At 72.7% G+C, this 15,740-nt stretch carries 13 protein-coding genes; all 13 read right to left on the bottom strand.

Features of this window, described 5'->3' with window-relative positions:
• Positions 1 to 119: 119 nt before the first annotated feature.
• The 13 genes from AC3WRM_RS01830 to ligA all read right to left on the bottom strand — a co-directional run bounded on the left by AC3WRM_RS01830 (position 120) and on the right by ligA (position 15,652).
• Positions 120 to 2,438, bottom strand: coding sequence for a fibrinogen-like YCDxxxxGGGW domain-containing protein (locus AC3WRM_RS01830; RefSeq protein ID WP_492248923.1), 2,319 nt, complete (start codon positions 2,436 to 2,438; stop codon positions 120 to 122).
• A 114-nt stretch (positions 2,439 to 2,552) separates the two neighbouring features.
• Positions 2,553 to 2,951 (bottom strand): DUF779 domain-containing protein, encoded by a 399-nt coding sequence (locus AC3WRM_RS01825; RefSeq protein ID WP_492248922.1) that lies wholly within the window; start codon positions 2,949 to 2,951, stop codon positions 2,553 to 2,555.
• A gap of 82 nt (positions 2,952 to 3,033) precedes the next feature.
• On the bottom strand, positions 3,034 to 4,557 hold the full coding sequence (gene adh / locus AC3WRM_RS01820) for an aldehyde dehydrogenase (RefSeq protein WP_492248921.1): 1,524 nt from the start codon (positions 4,555 to 4,557) through the stop codon (positions 3,034 to 3,036).
• Between the two features lie 764 nt (positions 4,558 to 5,321).
• Complete coding sequence (locus tag AC3WRM_RS01815; RefSeq protein WP_492248920.1) at positions 5,322 to 6,635, bottom strand: GAF domain-containing protein; 1,314 nt, start codon at positions 6,633 to 6,635, stop codon at positions 5,322 to 5,324.
• A gap of 52 nt (positions 6,636 to 6,687) precedes the next feature.
• A complete protein-coding gene (locus AC3WRM_RS01810; RefSeq protein WP_492248919.1) occupies positions 6,688 to 7,506 on the bottom strand; it encodes an ABC transporter permease in 819 nt (272 codons plus the stop codon).
• Entirely contained in the window at positions 7,503 to 8,450 is a 948-nt protein-coding gene (locus AC3WRM_RS01805) for an ATP-binding cassette domain-containing protein (protein ID WP_492248918.1), read from the bottom strand. Before AC3WRM_RS01805 ends, AC3WRM_RS01810 begins: the two co-directional genes overlap by 4 nt.
• Before the next feature lie 52 nt (positions 8,451 to 8,502).
• Positions 8,503 to 9,546, bottom strand: coding sequence for a tRNA (adenosine(37)-N6)-threonylcarbamoyltransferase complex transferase subunit TsaD (tsaD, locus tag AC3WRM_RS01800; RefSeq protein ID WP_492248917.1), 1,044 nt, complete (start codon positions 9,544 to 9,546; stop codon positions 8,503 to 8,505).
• 42 nt (positions 9,547 to 9,588) lie between these two features.
• Complete coding sequence (locus tag AC3WRM_RS01795) at positions 9,589 to 10,371, bottom strand: lysophospholipid acyltransferase family protein (RefSeq protein WP_492248916.1); 783 nt, start codon at positions 10,369 to 10,371, stop codon at positions 9,589 to 9,591.
• A 54-nt stretch (positions 10,372 to 10,425) separates the two neighbouring features.
• Positions 10,426 to 10,902 carry a DUF5709 domain-containing protein gene (locus AC3WRM_RS01790; protein WP_492248915.1) on the bottom strand — a complete coding sequence of 159 codons (477 nt, stop codon included), beginning with the start codon at positions 10,900 to 10,902 and terminating at the stop codon, positions 10,426 to 10,428.
• Positions 10,899 to 11,366, bottom strand: a complete 468-nt coding sequence (locus AC3WRM_RS01785; protein ID WP_492248914.1) for a DedA family protein — start codon at positions 11,364 to 11,366, stop codon at positions 10,899 to 10,901. Before AC3WRM_RS01785 ends, AC3WRM_RS01790 begins: the two co-directional genes overlap by 4 nt.
• A complete protein-coding gene (gene rimI / locus AC3WRM_RS01780; protein ID WP_492248913.1) occupies positions 11,363 to 11,809 on the bottom strand; it encodes a ribosomal protein S18-alanine N-acetyltransferase in 447 nt (148 codons plus the stop codon). The genes AC3WRM_RS01785 and rimI overlap by 4 nt, the downstream gene beginning before the upstream one ends.
• On the bottom strand, positions 11,806 to 12,447 hold the full coding sequence (gene tsaB / locus AC3WRM_RS01775) for a tRNA (adenosine(37)-N6)-threonylcarbamoyltransferase complex dimerization subunit type 1 TsaB (protein WP_492248912.1): 642 nt from the start codon (positions 12,445 to 12,447) through the stop codon (positions 11,806 to 11,808). Before tsaB ends, rimI begins: the two co-directional genes overlap by 4 nt.
• Positions 12,448 to 13,234: 787 nt before the next feature.
• Entirely contained in the window at positions 13,235 to 15,652 is a 2,418-nt protein-coding gene (gene ligA / locus AC3WRM_RS01770; protein ID WP_492246652.1) for an NAD-dependent DNA ligase LigA, read from the bottom strand.
• Positions 15,653 to 15,740: the final 88 nt, after the last annotated feature.

Genomic DNA, 15,740 nt, shown 5'->3' with positions numbered 1-15,740 from the left:
CGGTGGGTCGAAGGGCCGGGAGGGGCGCGGGCCAGGAAGCCCACGGGGAGGGAGAGTGCGCAGCGTCGGCCTCATGACGCCGCAGTGACGTCCGGGGGCGGTGGGTCGCCTCACACGGGTCAGGACCGGACGGGCCGCACCACGCGGGTCGAGGCGGACCAGTTGCCCTGGCCATCACTCGCACGCACGAAGAACCGGTCGTCCGGGCCCGAGCCGGGCACGCGCACCGAGGTCGTCCACGAGACGGCCACGACGCGGTCGCCCCGCAGCACCTCGTACCTGACGCCGTCGGTCGGCGAGGCCGACCACGACACCGTCGCCGTCGACCCCTGGAGCGAGACTGCCGGTGCCGTGGGGGCCGCCGGAGCCCGGGTGGGCCGCTGGGCGAACCGCGCGAAGCCGCCGGAGAACTGGTTGGAGCCGCCCTCACGCACGCTCGTCTGGAGCGACCCGCCGGCCCAGAGGGTGCCGTCGGAGGCCACCTCGACGGCCCAGACGCCGTAGCCGCCGCGCGACTTCCACTGCGGGGCGAACGTGCTCACGAACGCACCCGAGGCCGCGTCCCACGCCCCGAGCAGCGAGATCTTCCCCGCCTGCCGCCACGGGACGGGGTTCTGCCCCGTGGACCACGAGTCCCAGCTCGACGTGCCCTCGAAGACCCAGTCGCCGCAGTGGCACCCGCCGTAGACCACCCGTCCGTTGCTGCCGATCGCCTGCAGGTCGCCGCCGGCCTTCGTGATGCTGGGGCTGCGCAGCGCGAGCGTGCGGGCGTCGTAGGCGAACATGCTGTGCTGCGACCCGCCCAGCCACACGAGCGACCCCACCTGACGGACCGCCTGCTGGTACGTCGAGGAGCTCTTGGTGCTGAAGCGCGGGCTCCAGGAGGGCGAGACCAGTCGTGCGGACGACGTCGTGACCGCCACCGCGTTGCGCACGGTCGCGCTGGCCTTGCGCGTCATGTAGCCGGCGAGGTAGACGCGGCTGCCGTCGGGCGACACGTCGAGGTCGGCCACGGTGCCGTTCAGGTGCGGCTGCCACCGGCTGTCGCCGCGCCCGCTGGGCAGCACCACCCGTGCGGCGTAGGGGAGCGCCGCGGCACCCGTGCCACGCACCACGTGCGTAAAGCGACCACCGAGGTACAGCCGGCCGCCGGCGACGTCGAGCGTGCGCACCGACGGGCGACGGTCGCCGCCGCGTCGCTCGACCCCGGTGGTCCACGTGCGGTCGAGGGTCCGGCGCGTCGTCAGCACGGCCAGGCTGGAGCGTCGCTGGCCGTCGACGCGCGTGAAGTCGCCGCCGACCGCGAGCCGGCCGTCGGGCAGTGCCTTCAGCGCGCGCACCTGTCCGTCGAGCTTGGGCCTGAAGGAGGAGATCCACTCCCCCGTCGAGGCTCGGAACGCGGCGAGGTACGCCTGCGCGACCTTGCGCGACCCGTCCTGGTTGCGGACCGTCGTGAAGTTCCCGCCCACGTACATGACGTCGCCGACCTGGGCGAAGGCCTGCACCTCCGTGGCCAGCTCGCCCGTGCCGCCCGCGCCCGTGCCCGTCACGCCCCACGTCTGCGGCAACGACCTGCTGCGGGCGACCGGGAGCGCCGTGACCGCTGCCGTCCCGCTGTCGGGCACCGCCGCGAACGACAGGTCCGCCTGCCGCAGCCGTGGCCGCACGAAGACCTGCGTGAACGGCGTCGCGTAGTCCGTCCGGGTCGCGTAGAGCGCGCTGCCGGGTGCGGTCGAGCCCGTCACCGCGCTCCCGTAGCCGAAGCCGCGCACCCAGCCGTTGTCCGCAGACTCGAAGGTCCACACGCGGCGCAGCCGATCGGCCGCGCCCGTCGACGTCGTGCCGGCGTCGCGGGTGGTCTGGCCCGAGAACTGGACGCCGTCGAACGACGAGCCGGTCAGGGGGTGGCCGGCACCGAACGCCCACGACCACGACCCCATGGACCGCAGCCGCCACCGCACCTCCTGCCAGTCCGTGCCGCCCGCGTCCTTCGCGCGTCGCAGGCGGACGCCGTCGGAGAGCTGGTCCACCCGGCGGCCACCGAGCAGAGCGTCGACCGTCGCCGACGACAGCTTGCGCGGCACGAAGGCGGCCTGCCCCGAGACCGGCGAGGCGACCTGCGCCGTGGTGCCCTGGGCGTCGCCGTCCCAGCTCCACCCGTCACGCCCCCGACCCACCAGCACCCAGCCACCACCGTCGGTCGTCATGTCGCAGTAGAACTGCATCGGCGTCCGCAGCTGAGGCGTCAGCAACCAGTACACCCCGTCCGGAGACGACGGAGCCACCTGCTTGACCTCCCAGCACGACGCCGCCGCCGACCCCGCACTCGACCCGTCCGGCACCACCTCCACCGCACTCGCCACCGACGGCACCCCCACCAGGCTCGCGACGACGAGGGCGCAGGTGAGCAGGGCTGTGGACGTGCGGGGGCGACGCATGGGGGTTCCTCTCCGGCGGCACGGTCGTCGGGGGGATGGGGGGACCGCGCTCCACGGGGTAGGAACCTCGAGGATCCCGATCATGACGCGGGTGCGGACTTTCCTGCGTCGCCCTCAGGCGACGGGCGCGAGCGCGGCGGTCTCCTCCTCCGTGAACACCCGCGACCGGATGATGAAGCGGTGCCCCGTGGGGCCCTCCAGGGAGAAGCCGGCACCGCGGCCGGGCACGACGTCGATGGTGATGTGCGTGTGGGACCAGTAGCGGAACTGCTCGCGCGAGATCCACACCGGCACGAGTCCCTCGGGGTCGACGTCGCTCGCGCCGACGTCGAGGTCGCCCAGGTGCACGTCGGACGCACCCGTGAGGAAGAACCCCTGGGTGTAGCACATCGGCGCGGACCCGTCGCAGCACCCGCCGGACTGGTGGAACATGAGCGGCTTGCCGTGCGTCTCGCGCAGGCTGCGCAGCAGGTCGGCCGCCGCGTCGGTCACGTCGACTCGTCGGGTGGTCACGTCGAGCACCTCCTCGTCGGTGGTGGGTGGGACGCCCGTGCCCGGCACCTCTCGACGAGGGACCGGGCACGGGCGGTGGGGCTCAGAAGAAGCCCTGGGCGTTCTGCGAGTACGAGACGAGGAGGTTCTTCGTCTGCTGGTAGTGGTCGAGCATCATCGAGTGGTTCTCGCGACCGATGCCGGACGACTTGTACCCGCCGAACGCGGCGTGCGCCGGGTAGGCGTGGTAGCAGTTCGTCCAGACGCGACCGGCCTGGATGTCACGGCCCGCCCGGTACGCGGTGTTCGTGTCGCGCGACCACACGCCGGCACCGAGCCCGTAGAGCGTGTCGTTGGCGATGCTCATGGCGTCGTCGTAGTCCTCGAAGCCGGTGACCGAGACGACCGGGCCGAAGATCTCCTCCTGGAAGATCCGCATCTTGTTGTGACCCTGGAAGATCGTCGGCGCCACGTAGTAGCCGCCCGAGAGGTCGCCGCCGAGGTCGACTCGCTCGCCGCCGGTGATGACACGGGCGCCCTCCTGCACACCGATGTCGATGTAGGACAGGATCTTCTCCAGCTGGTCGTTGCTGGCCTGCGCGCCGATCATGGTCTCGGTGTCGAGCGGGTTGCCCTGCTTGACCAGCTTGGTGCGGTCGGTCGCGGCGGGCAGGAACTGCTCGAGGATCGAGTTCTGGATGAGCGCGCGGCTCGGACAGGTGCACACCTCGCCCTGGTTGAGCGCGAACATCGTGAAGCCCTCGAGCGCCTTGTCGTAGAACGCGTCGTCCGTGCGCGCGACGTCCTCGAAGAAGATGTTGGGGCTCTTCCCCCCGAGCTCGAGCGTGACGGGGATGAGGTTCTGGCTGGCCATCTGCATGATGAGGCGGCCGGTGGTCGTCTCGCCGGTGAAGGCGATCTTGCGGATCCGGCTGCTGGACGCCAGGGGCGCGCCCGCCTCGGCGCCGAACCCGTTGACGACGTTGACCACTCCGGCCGGCAGCAGGTCGGCGACCAGCTCCATCAGCAGCATGATCGACGCGGGGGTCTGCTCGGCGGGCTTCAGCACGACGGCGTTGCCGGCGGCGAGGGCCGGGGCGAGCTTCCACACGGCCATGAGCAGCGGGAAGTTCCAGGGGATGATCTGGCCGACGACGCCGAGCGGCTCGTGGAAGTGGTAGGCGACCGTGTCGTCGTCGATCTGCGACAGGTGGCCCTCCTGGGCACGGATCGCGCCGGCGAAGTACCGGAAGTGGTCGACGGCGAGGGGCAGGTCGGCCGCCATCGTCTCGCGCACCGGCTTGCCGTTGTCCCACGTCTCGCCGACGGCGAGCATCTCGAGGTTCTGCTCGATGCGGTCGGCGATCTTGTTGAGGATGTTGGCGCGCTCGGCGACCGACGTCTTGCCCCACGCGGGGGCGGCCGCGTGGGCCGCGTCGAGGGCCTTCTCGATGTCGTCGGCGTTGCCGCGGGCGATCTCGGTGAACACCTTGCCGTTGACGGGCGAGACGTTCTCGAAGTACTGGCCGCTCGACGGGGCGACGTACTCGCCGCCGATCCAGTGGTCGTAGCGGGGCTTGTAGGAGACGACGGAACCGTCGGTCCCGGGCTGGGCGAACACGCTCATGGAAGTGACTCCTCGCGGGGTGGGATCTGGTGCGCGTGACGCTAGTCACAGGTTCGTTGCAACGACGTTGGGCCGGCGTTGCAACCGCTGCAACCGCACCTCCCCTCGCCGCGCCCGACTACTCGACCAACGGAAGGTTTCGCTGGTCGAGTAGGCGCCGCGCGTGAGGAACGAACGCCGCGGCGCCGTATCGAGACCACCCGGCAACAGCCCCGCGCGACCTAACTCCCAGCGAAAGCCCGGAGTGGTCTCGATACGCCCGGAGCACGCTCGTCCCTCGCGGCTCCGCGCTACTCGACCAGCGAAACGTCCGCTGGTCGAGTAGCGGCCACGCGCGACGAAGGAGCGCCGTGGCTGCGTATCGAGACCACCCGGCAACAGCCCAGCGCGACCCAACTCCCAGCGAAAGCCCAGAGTGGTCTCGATACGGCGACGTCTGCTCGTTCCTCGCGACGCCACCTACTCGACCAGCGAAACCTTCCGCTGGTCGAGTAGTCAGGACGAGCTTGCGAAGTCCTGACGTATCGAGACCACCCGGAAACAGCCCAGCGCGACCCCACCACCAGCGACCGCCCAGAGTGGTCTCGATACGGCGACGTCTGCTCGTTCCTCGCGACGTCACCTACTCGACCAGCGAAACGTCCGCTGGTCGAGTAGTCCGACCGGCTGGGGGCACCTCCCGCTTGCGGGGGCCGAAGGAGCGCGGTCGGACGTATCGAGACCACCCGGCAACAGCCAGGCGCGAACCGGCGCGAGCGGTGGTGTCAGCCGAAGAGGCGGTCGAGCTTGTCGACGTGGGCCGCGACCTGGGCGTGGCGGGGCGAGGAGACGGGGAGGATCTCGAGCGCCCGCGACCACACGCCGAGGTCCTCGCGACCGTGCGGCGTGTCGGCGAACGACAGGAGCGCGTCGGCGTCGTCGCAGGCCAGGAGGGCGGAGACCAGCTCCAGGTGCAGGTCGTCGCGCAGCTCCTCGACGGCCGGGGCCGACGACGACGGCAGCACCGGACCGCGGTAGGCGGCGACGGCGCTGCGCAGACGACCCTCGCGCAGCAGGTCGCGCACCTCGTCCACGTCGGTCCGCACGGCGCTGCGCAGCCGGTAGGGCCGCGACGCCAGCTCGAGCGGGCCGAGCACGCCGCGCAGCCTCGAGAGCTCGGCGCGGATCGTGACCGGCGCCTGGTCGTCGTCGCTGAGCGCCACGCCCAGCTCGGCGGCCGTCATGCCGTCGGGTGCCCGCGACAGCAGCAGGAGGAGCTCGCTGTGCCGGCGGCTCAGTCGCGAGGTCAGCGGCCCCACCTGCAGGGTGGCACCGTGCACGCCCAGCACGTCGAGCCGCGGCGCGGCCCACCCGCTCGCCACGTGCACGGGGGCGGTCGTCGGCTGCAGGCGCGCGATGCGCAGCTCGGCCTCGACCGCGGCGGCGGTGGCCCGGACGAAGCCGAGTCCCTGCGCCGTGGCGACCTCGGCGCCTCCCGTGACGTCGAGGACGCCGAGCACGGCACCGGTGTCGGGGTCGTGGATGGGTGCCGCGGAGCAGCTCCACGGCGTCACCTGGCGGCCGAGGTGCTCGGGGCCGAAGATCTGCACGGGCCGGTCGATCGCCAGGGCCGTGCCCGGGGCGTTCGTGCCGGCGCTCGTCTCGCTCCAGTCGGCGCCGGGGACGAAGTGCATCGCCTCGGCCCGCGAGCGCAGCGACGCGGCACCCTCGACCCACAGCAGCTGGCCGGCGGCGTCGCTCACGGCGACGAGCAGGCCCGCCTCCCCCGCCGACTCGACCAGGAGTCGCCGGATGACCGGCAGGCCCGCGGCCAGCGGGTGGTGCTCGCGGATCTCGCGCAGGGCGTCGTCGTCGAGCGTGATGCGCGGCAGGTCGGTCTCCGGGTCGAGCCCGTCGGCGAGGCTGCGCTGCCACGACTCCCGCACGACGTCGCGGACCGGCGCGTCGGTGGCGCCGGACGCCAGGAACTCCTCGTGCGCCCGCCGCAGCCGCCGGGAGAGGGCGTCGGGGTCCGAGCCCGGCGGCATCGCGAGGTCACGTCCGTGGTGCCTCGCGCGCGGCTCGGAGGTGCGTGCCATGCCGCGAGTGTACGTGACGCGGCTCACGCCCAGAAGGGACGGAGCGGGACGCTCAGGCGTCGCGACGCTGGAACGCGACGGTGGCCAGGACGAGCAGCACGACGACGAACACGGCCATCGTGATGCCACCGCCCACGGCCCCGAAGGGCTTGTAGCCGAACACCTGGAACGCGTCGTCGAGCGAGACGCGCGTGTACATCTGTCCGCCCGCGTCGTACGGCAGGAACTTGAGGATCTCCACGATGCCGCCGCGGCTCGTCGGGTCGCTCGAGGACGCCTTGATGGCCAGGACGACCGCCTTGACGATCCCCTCGATCAGCGACGGCACGAGCAGCAGCAGGGCGACGGCGGCGGTCTGGTTGCGGGTGAGCGTCGCGAACGCCAGGCCGGAGAGCGAGAACAGCGTCGTGTACAGGACCGTGCCGAGCGTGATGTCGCGCAGCCCGCCGACGCTCGGCAGGCCGACCCCGAAGAGCACCGCGCTGAGCAGCGCGATGCCGATGCAGACGAGGGCCGCCACGAGCGAGAGGACGGCCGTCGTGACCACCTTGGCGAGCATCACGTGTAGCCGGCTGGGCAGGGCGGTCAGCGTCGCGCGGATCATGCCGTGGCGGTACTCGTGCCCCATGGAGAAGACGCCGAACAGGCCGATCACGTAGGCGATGAACAGCGGCGCCACGCCGAGGGTGGCGCCGACGGTGACGAGGATGGCGAAGGTCTGGTCGCCGCCGGACAGCGGACCGGTCTCGGGCAGGTTCCAGGCGATGAGCACGGTGAGCAGCAGCTGGAACCCGAACGCGACGCCGAGGATCCAGTAGGTGGACCGGATGGTGCGCAGCCGGGTGATCTCGTAGCGGAGGGCGTCGGTCATCGGGCACCTCCCGTCTCGCCGGCCGGACGGTCGGCCGTGATCGCCCCGCGGTACTCCTCGTCGAGGCCGGTGGCGTTGAGGAACGCCTCCTCGAGGGTCGCGCGCCGGACCGACAGCTCGTGCACCCGGGCGCCGTGCTCGTGCGCGAGGTCGCCCACCCGCGCGGCGTCGAGACCGGTGACGCGCTGGAGTCCGTCGGCGTCGGGCGTGAGGGCCCCGCCCGCGGCGACGATGGCCGGCGCGAGGACGCCGAGGTCGGGTGTGCGCAGGAGCACCTCGGCGGTGCCGCCGTGCTCGACGAAGTCCCTGACCGGGCCGCTCGTGAGCAGTCGTCCGCGACCCACGACGACGACCTCGTCGGCCAGCTGCGCCATCTCCTGGAGCAGGTGGCTGGAGACGAAGACCGAGCGCCCCTCCGCCGCGAGGTGGCGCAGCAGCTGGCGCAGCCAGGTGATGCCCTGCGGGTCGAGCCCGTTGCTGGGCTCGTCGAGGATGAGGGTGTGCGGGTCGCCGAGGAGCGCGGCGGCGATGCCGAGCCGCTGGCCCATGCCGAGGCTGAACTTGCGGGGCCGTCCCTTGGCCTGGGCCGCAAGACCGACGAGCTCGAGCACCTCGTCGACGCGGCGCCGCTCGATCCGGTTGGCCACCGCGAGCATCTGCAGGTGGTGGCGCGCCTGCCGGGTGGGGTGGAAGGGCTTGGCCTCCAGCAGCGCGCCGACGTGGCGCATCGGCTGCTCGAGCTCGGCGAACGTGCGCCCGTCGAACGTCGTGCGACCTTCTCCGCGGTCGAGGCCGAGCATGAGCCGCATGGTGGTCGACTTGCCCGACCCGTTGGGACCGAGGAAGCCCGTGACGCTCCCCGGTTGCACCGTGAAGCTCAGGTCGTCGACCGCTCGCCTCGTGCCGTAGCTCTTGCCGAGCCCTCGTGCCTCGATGACTGCCACGGGCCCAGCCTGCCAGACGTCGGGGCCTCGGGGCTGCGTACCGCGCGCCGGGTCAGGCGACGATGCGGGTGACGGGCAGGCTGGAGTCGACGGGCAGGTCGAGCGACGACGGGGCCACGCCGCGGGCGACGACCTCCGCGCCCAGCGCCGCGACCATGGCGCCGTTGTCGGTGCACAGGCCCGGCCGGGGGATGCGGACCTCGATGCCGGCCGCCTCCGCGCGTGAGAGCACCATCTCGCGCAGCCGCCCGTTGGCGGCCACGCCACCGCCCACGACGAGCGTGTCGACGTCGTGGTCGCGGCACGCCTGGACGGTCTTGCGGGTCAGGACATCGACGACGGCGTCCTGGAAGGAGGCGGCGACGTCGGCGACGTCGATCTGGCGCCCCATGCGCTGCTCGTGCTGCACGTGCCGCGAGACCGCGCTCTTGAGCCCGGAGAAGGAGAAGTCGTAGCGGTGGCGCTCCGCGTCCTTGGCGGCGGTGAGACCACGCGGGAAGGCGATCGCGGTGCCGTCCCCCTCGCGCGCCACCCGGTCGACGTGCGGACCGCCCGGGTAGGGCAGGCCGAGCAGGCGGGCGACCTTGTCGAACGCCTCACCGGCCGCGTCGTCGATGGTGGTGCCGAGCATCGTGATGTCGGAGGCGATGTCGTCGACGAGGAGGATCTCGGTGTGGCCGCCGCTGACCAGCAGGGCGGCGACGCGGCGGTCGAAGCGGCCGTGCTCGAGCTGGTCGACGGCCACGTGGGCGGCGAGGTGGTTGAGGCCGTAGAGCGGCTTGTCGTGCGCCACGGCGAGCGCCTTGGCCGCGGCGACGCCGACCAGGAGGGCACCGCTGAGGCCCGGTCCGCACGTGACCGCGATGGCGTCGACGTCGCGCACGTCGAGACCCGCCTGCGCGTAGGCCTGCTCGAGCGTGGGCACCATCGCCTCGAGGTGCGCCCGGCTCGCGACCTCGGGCACGACGCCGCCGAAACGCACGTGCTCCTCGACGCTGGAGGCGACCGCGTGGGCGAGGAGCTCGGTGCCGCGGACGATGCCGACGCCGGTCTCGTCGCAGGACGACTCGATGCCGAGGACGAGGGGTTCGCTCACCGGCCCAGTGTCCCAGACCGGCCGCCGACGACGGCCCGCGGCTCAGCCCTGCGGATCGGTCCCTCGCTCGGTCGCACGGGCCGCGCGGCGGGCGGCCTTGGCGGCCTTCTCCTCGGCGTCGAGGCGTGCGGCCTCCTCAGGGGTGGGCGCGAGTCCGCCGTACCGGGCGGGAGCCCACCACTGGCCCTCAGGCGGGATCGGGTACTCGCGGATCGCCTTGTCGAGGAGGGCGGCCATGGCCTCGCGCAGCTGCTGGGTCTCCGCGACGGGGTCCTCGCCGGTCACCGGGATCGGCTCGCCCACGTGCAGCGCGATCGTCTTGCCCCGGCCCCAGATGTCGGACTCGTGGTCCTTCGTCTTCAGCAGCTGGGTGCCCCACGTGACCATGGGGATCAGCGGCACGCCGGCCTCGGCGGCCATGCGGACGGCGCCGGTCTTGAGCTCCTTGATCTCCATGGAGCGGCTGATCGTGGCCTCGGGGAAGATGCCGACGATCTCCCCGGAACGGGCGTACTCGACGGCCTTGTCGTAGGACGCCTGTCCGGCGTCGCGGTCGACCTCGATGTGGTGGAACGAGCGCATGAGCGGCCCGCTGATCGCGTGGTCGAAGGCCTCCTTCTTCGCCATGAAGCGGACGAGCCGGCCCGACGGCTGCGCGGCGAGCCCGTCGAAGACGAAGTCGACGTAGCCGATGTGGTTGGCGGCCAGGATGGCGCCGCCCTCCCGCGGGACGTGCTCCGTCCCCGACGTCTGGAACTTCATGCCGAGGACCTTGAAGAGGGTCTTGGCGGTGACGATCACCGTCGGGTACGTGTAGTCGCGCATCGGCTCAGGATAGTGCACAGATGTGCACCCAGGGGTACGAGCGCGGGACCGTGGTCAGACGTCGGGCGTGCCGGCGCTGATGTCGTCGGGGGCATCCTCGACGACGTGCACGGCGGCCTCCTCGGCGCTCGCGGCTGCGCCGTCGATGCCCACCTCGTCGCCGACGAGAGCCTTCTCGGTGTCCTCGCCGAGACCCTCGTCGGGCGCGACGAGGCGGCCGGAGCGGTCGTCGCCGATCTCGGGGTCGCCCAGCTCGTTGGCGTTGCCCTCGGGGTCGACGTCGGCGTAGGGGTCGACGTCGGGCTCCTCCTGGGCGATGCGCTGGTCGAGCGTCTCCCCCTCGAGGGCCTCGTCCGCCGTGGTGCCGAAGCCCTCGCCCGGGCCCCACTTCTCGGCCGGCGAGTAGCCCTCGTCGAGGACGTCGTCGACACCGCGGTCGACGAGCGTGTCGTCGGGCTGGAGCTGGTCGAGCACCTCCGAGTCGTCGCGGTTCTCCTGGGTGTCGTCAAACTCGAGGGGTCCGTCAGTCATGCGTCCAGCCTTCCACGGCGCCGACGCGACGCAACCGCTGCGACGACCGCGACGAGCACGATCGCCGCGACCGCGACGGCGACCGCCTGGCCCCGGTCCGTGCCGCTGCGCAGCGCAGCGAGGAAGACGCCCGCCCCCACGGTGCTCCAGACGGTGGCCCAGAGCGCCGCGCCGGGCACGAGCCCGACGAGGTAGCGGGGCACGGACATGCGTGCCAGGCCGGCGCCGGCGTTGACGACCGTCTGCGCCCCGACGGTGAGGAAGCTCGCGGTGACGACCGGCGGTCCCCATCGCTCGACGCGGTCGACGGCGGCCTGGAGGCGCGGGCCGGGCGCTCGGCGACGCAGCACGCCGGCGGCCACGAGTCGACCGATGCCGTAGGTGGCGCCTGCACGCAGCAGCACGATCGCGAAGAGCGTGAGCCAGGCCCACGCCCACGGCCAGGAGCGGATCTGCTCGGTCACGGCCGCTCCCCCGTCAGCCCGACCTGCAGCACGAGGGCGTCACGGCCGCCGGCGTAGTAGCCGCGTCGCCGGGAGAGGTGCTCGAACCCGTGCGCGGCGTAGAGCGCGAGGGCGGCCCCGTTGTCGGCGGCCACCTCGAGCAGCATGCGGTCCGCGCCACGGTCGCGCGCGGCGGCCCGGCCGGCCTCGACCAGCTGCGAGGCCAGGCCACGCCGGCGGTGCGTCGACGCGACGGCCACGCGGTGCAGGTCGGCGACGTCGGCCACCACGCCGACGTCGACGTACCCGACCACGGTGGCGTCGGTCTCGGCGACGAGCACCGCCCGGTCGGGGTGCGCGATCTCCGCGCGCAACGTCGGCTCGGACCACGCGTCGGCCGCGAAGGCCTGCCCCTCCAGCGCGAGCAGGACGGGCAGGTCGGTCTCGAGCGCCGGCCGGATCACCGCACCGGTGCCGCTGGCTGCGCGTCGGGGCGGCGCAGGTAGAGCGGCTCGAGCCCGAGCACCTCGACGTGCCCCCGTACGACGCCCTCGGCGAGCGCGGCGGCGGACGGGTCGAGCGGACCGTCGGCGGCGTCGAGCAGGTCGGCGTAGAGCGTGGCGCCGCGTCCGACGACGGGCAGGCCGGGGTGGAGCCTCGCGAGCTCGGCGGGCTTGTCGACGTGGGGACCGTCGACCCGGCGCGGGACGCCGTCGGCGTCGGGCACGTACCGGGCCCAGTAGACCTCCTTGCGCCGCGCGTCGATGGCGACGAGGTGCTCGCTTCCGAGGCCGGCGTCGAGGGCGAGGGCGTCGAGCGAGCAGACGCCGTGGCTCGTGAGGCCCAGGGTCGCGGCGAGCGTGCGAGCGGTCACGATGCCGACGCGCAGCCCGGTGAACGGTCCCGGACCCACCCCGACGGCGACGTCGGTGAGGTCCGCGGTGCCGCGCCCGGCGTCGGCGAGGGCGTCGCGCACCGCCGGCGCGAGCAGCTCCCCGTGCGCCATCGTCCCCTCGCCCCGCGCCGACCCGACGACCCGGTCACCGTCGTGCACGGCGACGCTCACCGCAGGTCCGGACGTGTCGATCGCGAGCAGCAGCACACGGGTGAGCCTACCCTCACCTCCCGCCCCGTCCCGTCGGGCCGGAGCTGGAGGTCGGGCCGGCTCGGCGTCGTCCTGCGGGCGCGTGGGCGCGGGTCGGCGTCGTGCTGCGGCTGCGTGGGCGCGGCTTGCTGCTCGGGTGGGGGTGCGTCGGCGTGGCTTGTCCCTCGGGTGGGGCTGCGCTGGTGCGGCTTCGACTCGTCCTGCGCTCCGAAAGGGCCTCGACCGGGCGGCTGGGCGGGGGCCGGCTTCGGGTCTCGGGCTGTGGCCCGCGTGGAACGCAAGAATCTGCGTTCGTGCGCTGGGACTCCAAGGATGCTGCGTTTGCTACGGGATCCCGTAGCAAACGCAGAAGCCTTCGCCCTCGAACGCGCGAAGGCAGAATCGTGGGCGCCCTTTGCGTTGGGGAGACGAAGGATTCTTCCTTCTCGTGGAACGGTCCACGAGAAGGAAGAATCCTTCACACGTCTGGCCCCGCAGCGGTGGATCTGCCACCTCAAGAGCGCTCAGAAGGTGGCAGATCCACCGCCCGGACGCGCAAACGCAGAATCTTGCGCCGAGCACGCGCAAAGGAAGAATCCTGCGTCACCCGAGGGCCCAGACCGGCCCCCGAGACCCAAAGCCACCCCCGGACCCGCTGCCGGTCGAGGCCCTTTCGGAGATGACACCCAGCGCCAGCCGAAGCAGCGCACCAGCACGACGAGACCCCCGCAGGCAGCGCACCAGCAACCACAGACCCGAGGAGGCAGCGCACCAGCAAGGTCACGACGCCCCGGACTGCTCGGGCTCAGTCCTCAGCAGGCGCCTCGTCGGCGATCGGCTCGTCCTTCGCCTCGTCCTCCGGCTCCTCGCGCGGCGGGCCCTCGGCGAGCAGTCTCTTGAAGGCTGCCTCGTCGAGGATCGGCACGCCCAGCTGCTCGGCCTTGTCGGCCTTGGAGCCGGGGTTGTCGCCGACGACGACGTAGTCGGTCTTCTTGCTCACCGACCCGGCGGCCTTGCCGCCGTGCTCGAGGATCGTCTCCTTGACGGAGTCGCGGGTGAAGTCCTCGAGCGAGCCGGTGACGACGATGGTGAGGCCGTCGAGCGTGCCGCCGCCGGTGGACGCCGCACCGGGACCAGGGTGGTCCGGGATCGCGAACCGCACCCCGGCGGCACTCCAACGGTCCAGGATCTCCTGGTGCCAGTCGACGGCGAGCCACTCCAGCAGCGAGTCGGCGATGATCGGGCCGACACCGTCGACCTGCGCGAGCGTGTCGCGGTCGGCCTCGCGGATCGCCTGCAGGGAGCCGAAGTACTGCGCCAGCGCTCGCGCCGCGACCGGGCCGACGTGCCGGATCGACAGCGCCACGAGCTGGCGCCAGAAGTCCTTCGTCTTGGCCTTCTCGAGCTCCTCGACCAGCGTCAACGCCTGGGCGGACGGATGCAGGACGCGGTGGTCCTTGCGCACGCCCGCGGCCCGACGCTCGGCGGGCGACGCGTCCTCGTACCCGGGCGGGTAGGTCACCTCGACCCGCTGGAACGGCGCACGACGCACCGGCTCCCCCGTGCGCTCGTCGATGCGCGGCTCGCCGGTCTCCGCGTCGCGCACCACCACCTCGATCGGCACGAGCGTGTCGAGGTCGAGGTCGAACAGGCCCGCCTCGCTGCGCAGCGGAGGCTCCTCCGGGACCGTCGGCTGCGTGAGCGCAGCGGCCGTGACCTCGCCGAGGGCCTCGATGTCGAGCGCACCCCGCGACCCCACGTGCTCGACGCGACCGCGCACCTGCGCCGGGCAGGTCTGCGCGTTCGGGCACCGCAGGTCGACGTCGCCCTCCTTCATGGGGCGCAGCGGCGTGCCGCAGACCGGGCAGTCGTCGGGCATGACGAACTCGACCTCGCTGCCGTCGCGCAGGTCCACCACGGGCCCCAGCACCTCCGGGATGACGTCGCCGGCCTTGCGCAGGACGACGGTGTCGCCGATGAGGACCCCCTTCTGGCGCACGACGTCCTTGTTGTGCAAGGTCGCCTGCCGCACGACGCTGCCGGCGACCTGCGCCGGCTCCATGACGGCGAACGGCGTGGCCCGGCCGGTGCGGCCGACGGACACCACGATGTCGAGCAGACGCGTGTGCACCTCCTCCGGCGGGAACTTGTACGCGATCGCCCAGCGGGGAGCGCGACTCGTCTCGCCGAGCTCGGGGTGCAGCGCCAGCTCGTCGACCTTGACGACGACCCCGTCGATCTCGTGCTCGATCGCGTGCCGGTCCTCGCCGAGCTCGGCGACGCGCGCCAGGAGGTCCTCGACGGAGTCGTAGACCCGCGAGTGCGGGCTGGTGGGCAGGCCCCACGACGCGAGGAGCTCGTAGACCTCGCTCTGCGCGGCCACCGGCGGGCGCTCCCAAGCGCCGATGCCGTGCACGTAGAGCGAGAGCGCCTCGATCCGCGCCTCCCCCGCCTCGCGCTCGAGCCCGTCCTTCTTGCCCAGCAGCTGGCGCAGGCCGCCGCTGGCCGCGTTGCGCGGGTTGGCGAAGGCCGGGAACCGACGCGCGGCGGCTGCCTCGGCCCGGTCCTGCTCGACCCCTCGCCCGGTCATCTCGGCCACGACCCGGTCGCGCAGGTCGGCCTGGAGCGCGTTGAGCCGCTCGAACGCGGCGACCGCGATGAACACCTCCCCGCGCACCTCCACCAGCGGGGGGTGCCCCTTGCCCTCGAGTCGTCGAGGGATGCCCGGCAGCCGCACGGCGTTGGTGGTGACGTCCTCGCCGACCCTGCCGTCACCGCGTGTCGCGGCGCTGACGAGGCGGCCGTGCTCGTAGCGCAGGGACAGGGCCAGCCCGTCGATCTTGACCTCGGTGAGCCAGCGGACGTCCCGCCCGGCGGAGGCGCGGGTCTTCTCGCACCACGCGGTGAGCTCCTCGGGCGAGAAGACGTTGTCGAGGCTCAGCATGCGCTCCGCGTGCTCGACCGGCGCGAGCTCGGAGCTGCGGGCGGCGCCGACCGACAGCGTCGGCGAGTCCTGGCCCTGCACCTCGGGGTGCAGCCGCTCGAGCGCCTCGAGCCGGTGCATCCAGGCGTCGTAGGTCTGGTCGTCGACCCGCGAGTCGTCGTTGCCGTAGTAGGCGTCGCGAGCGCCGTTGATGCGCTCGACGAGCTGCTCGGCCTCGGCGCGCGCCTCGTCGAGGGTCAGGTCCAACGGGTTCTGCGGCGCCTCGGTCACGTCGTTCATCCTAGGACCGACCTCGGACGTCCACCCCTCGTCGACGGGACGTCGGACGAGCCGCGGGTGCGACGTCGGCACCGACCTGACACGGTGG

Source organism: Aeromicrobium sp. EU05-FHT14F07, from assembly GCF_058790455.1.
The sequence above is the reverse complement of the archived record's forward strand: the minus strand, read 5'-3'. Positions and strand labels throughout refer to the sequence as shown.

Bases quoted from the DNA above. Each gene is read 5' to 3' on its own strand.
- AC3WRM_RS01830 (WP_492248923.1), bottom strand. From the start codon at position 2,438: ATGCGTCGCCCCCGCACGTCCACAGCCCTGCTCACCTGCGCCCTCGTC.
- adh (WP_492248921.1), bottom strand. From the start codon at position 4,557: ATGAGCGTGTTCGCCCAGCCCGGGACCGACGGTTCCGTCGTCTCCTAC.
- AC3WRM_RS01815 (WP_492248920.1), bottom strand. From the start codon at position 6,635: ATGGCACGCACCTCCGAGCCGCGCGCGAGGCACCACGGACGTGACCTC.
- AC3WRM_RS01810 (WP_492248919.1), bottom strand. From the start codon at position 7,506: ATGACCGACGCCCTCCGCTACGAGATCACCCGGCTGCGCACCATCCGG.
- AC3WRM_RS01795 (WP_492248916.1), bottom strand. From the start codon at position 10,371: ATGCGCGACTACACGTACCCGACGGTGATCGTCACCGCCAAGACCCTC.
- AC3WRM_RS01790 (WP_492248915.1), bottom strand. From the start codon at position 10,902: ATGACTGACGGACCCCTCGAGTTTGACGACACCCAGGAGAACCGCGAC.
- ligA (WP_492246652.1), bottom strand. From the start codon at position 15,652: ATGAACGACGTGACCGAGGCGCCGCAGAACCCGTTGGACCTGACCCTC.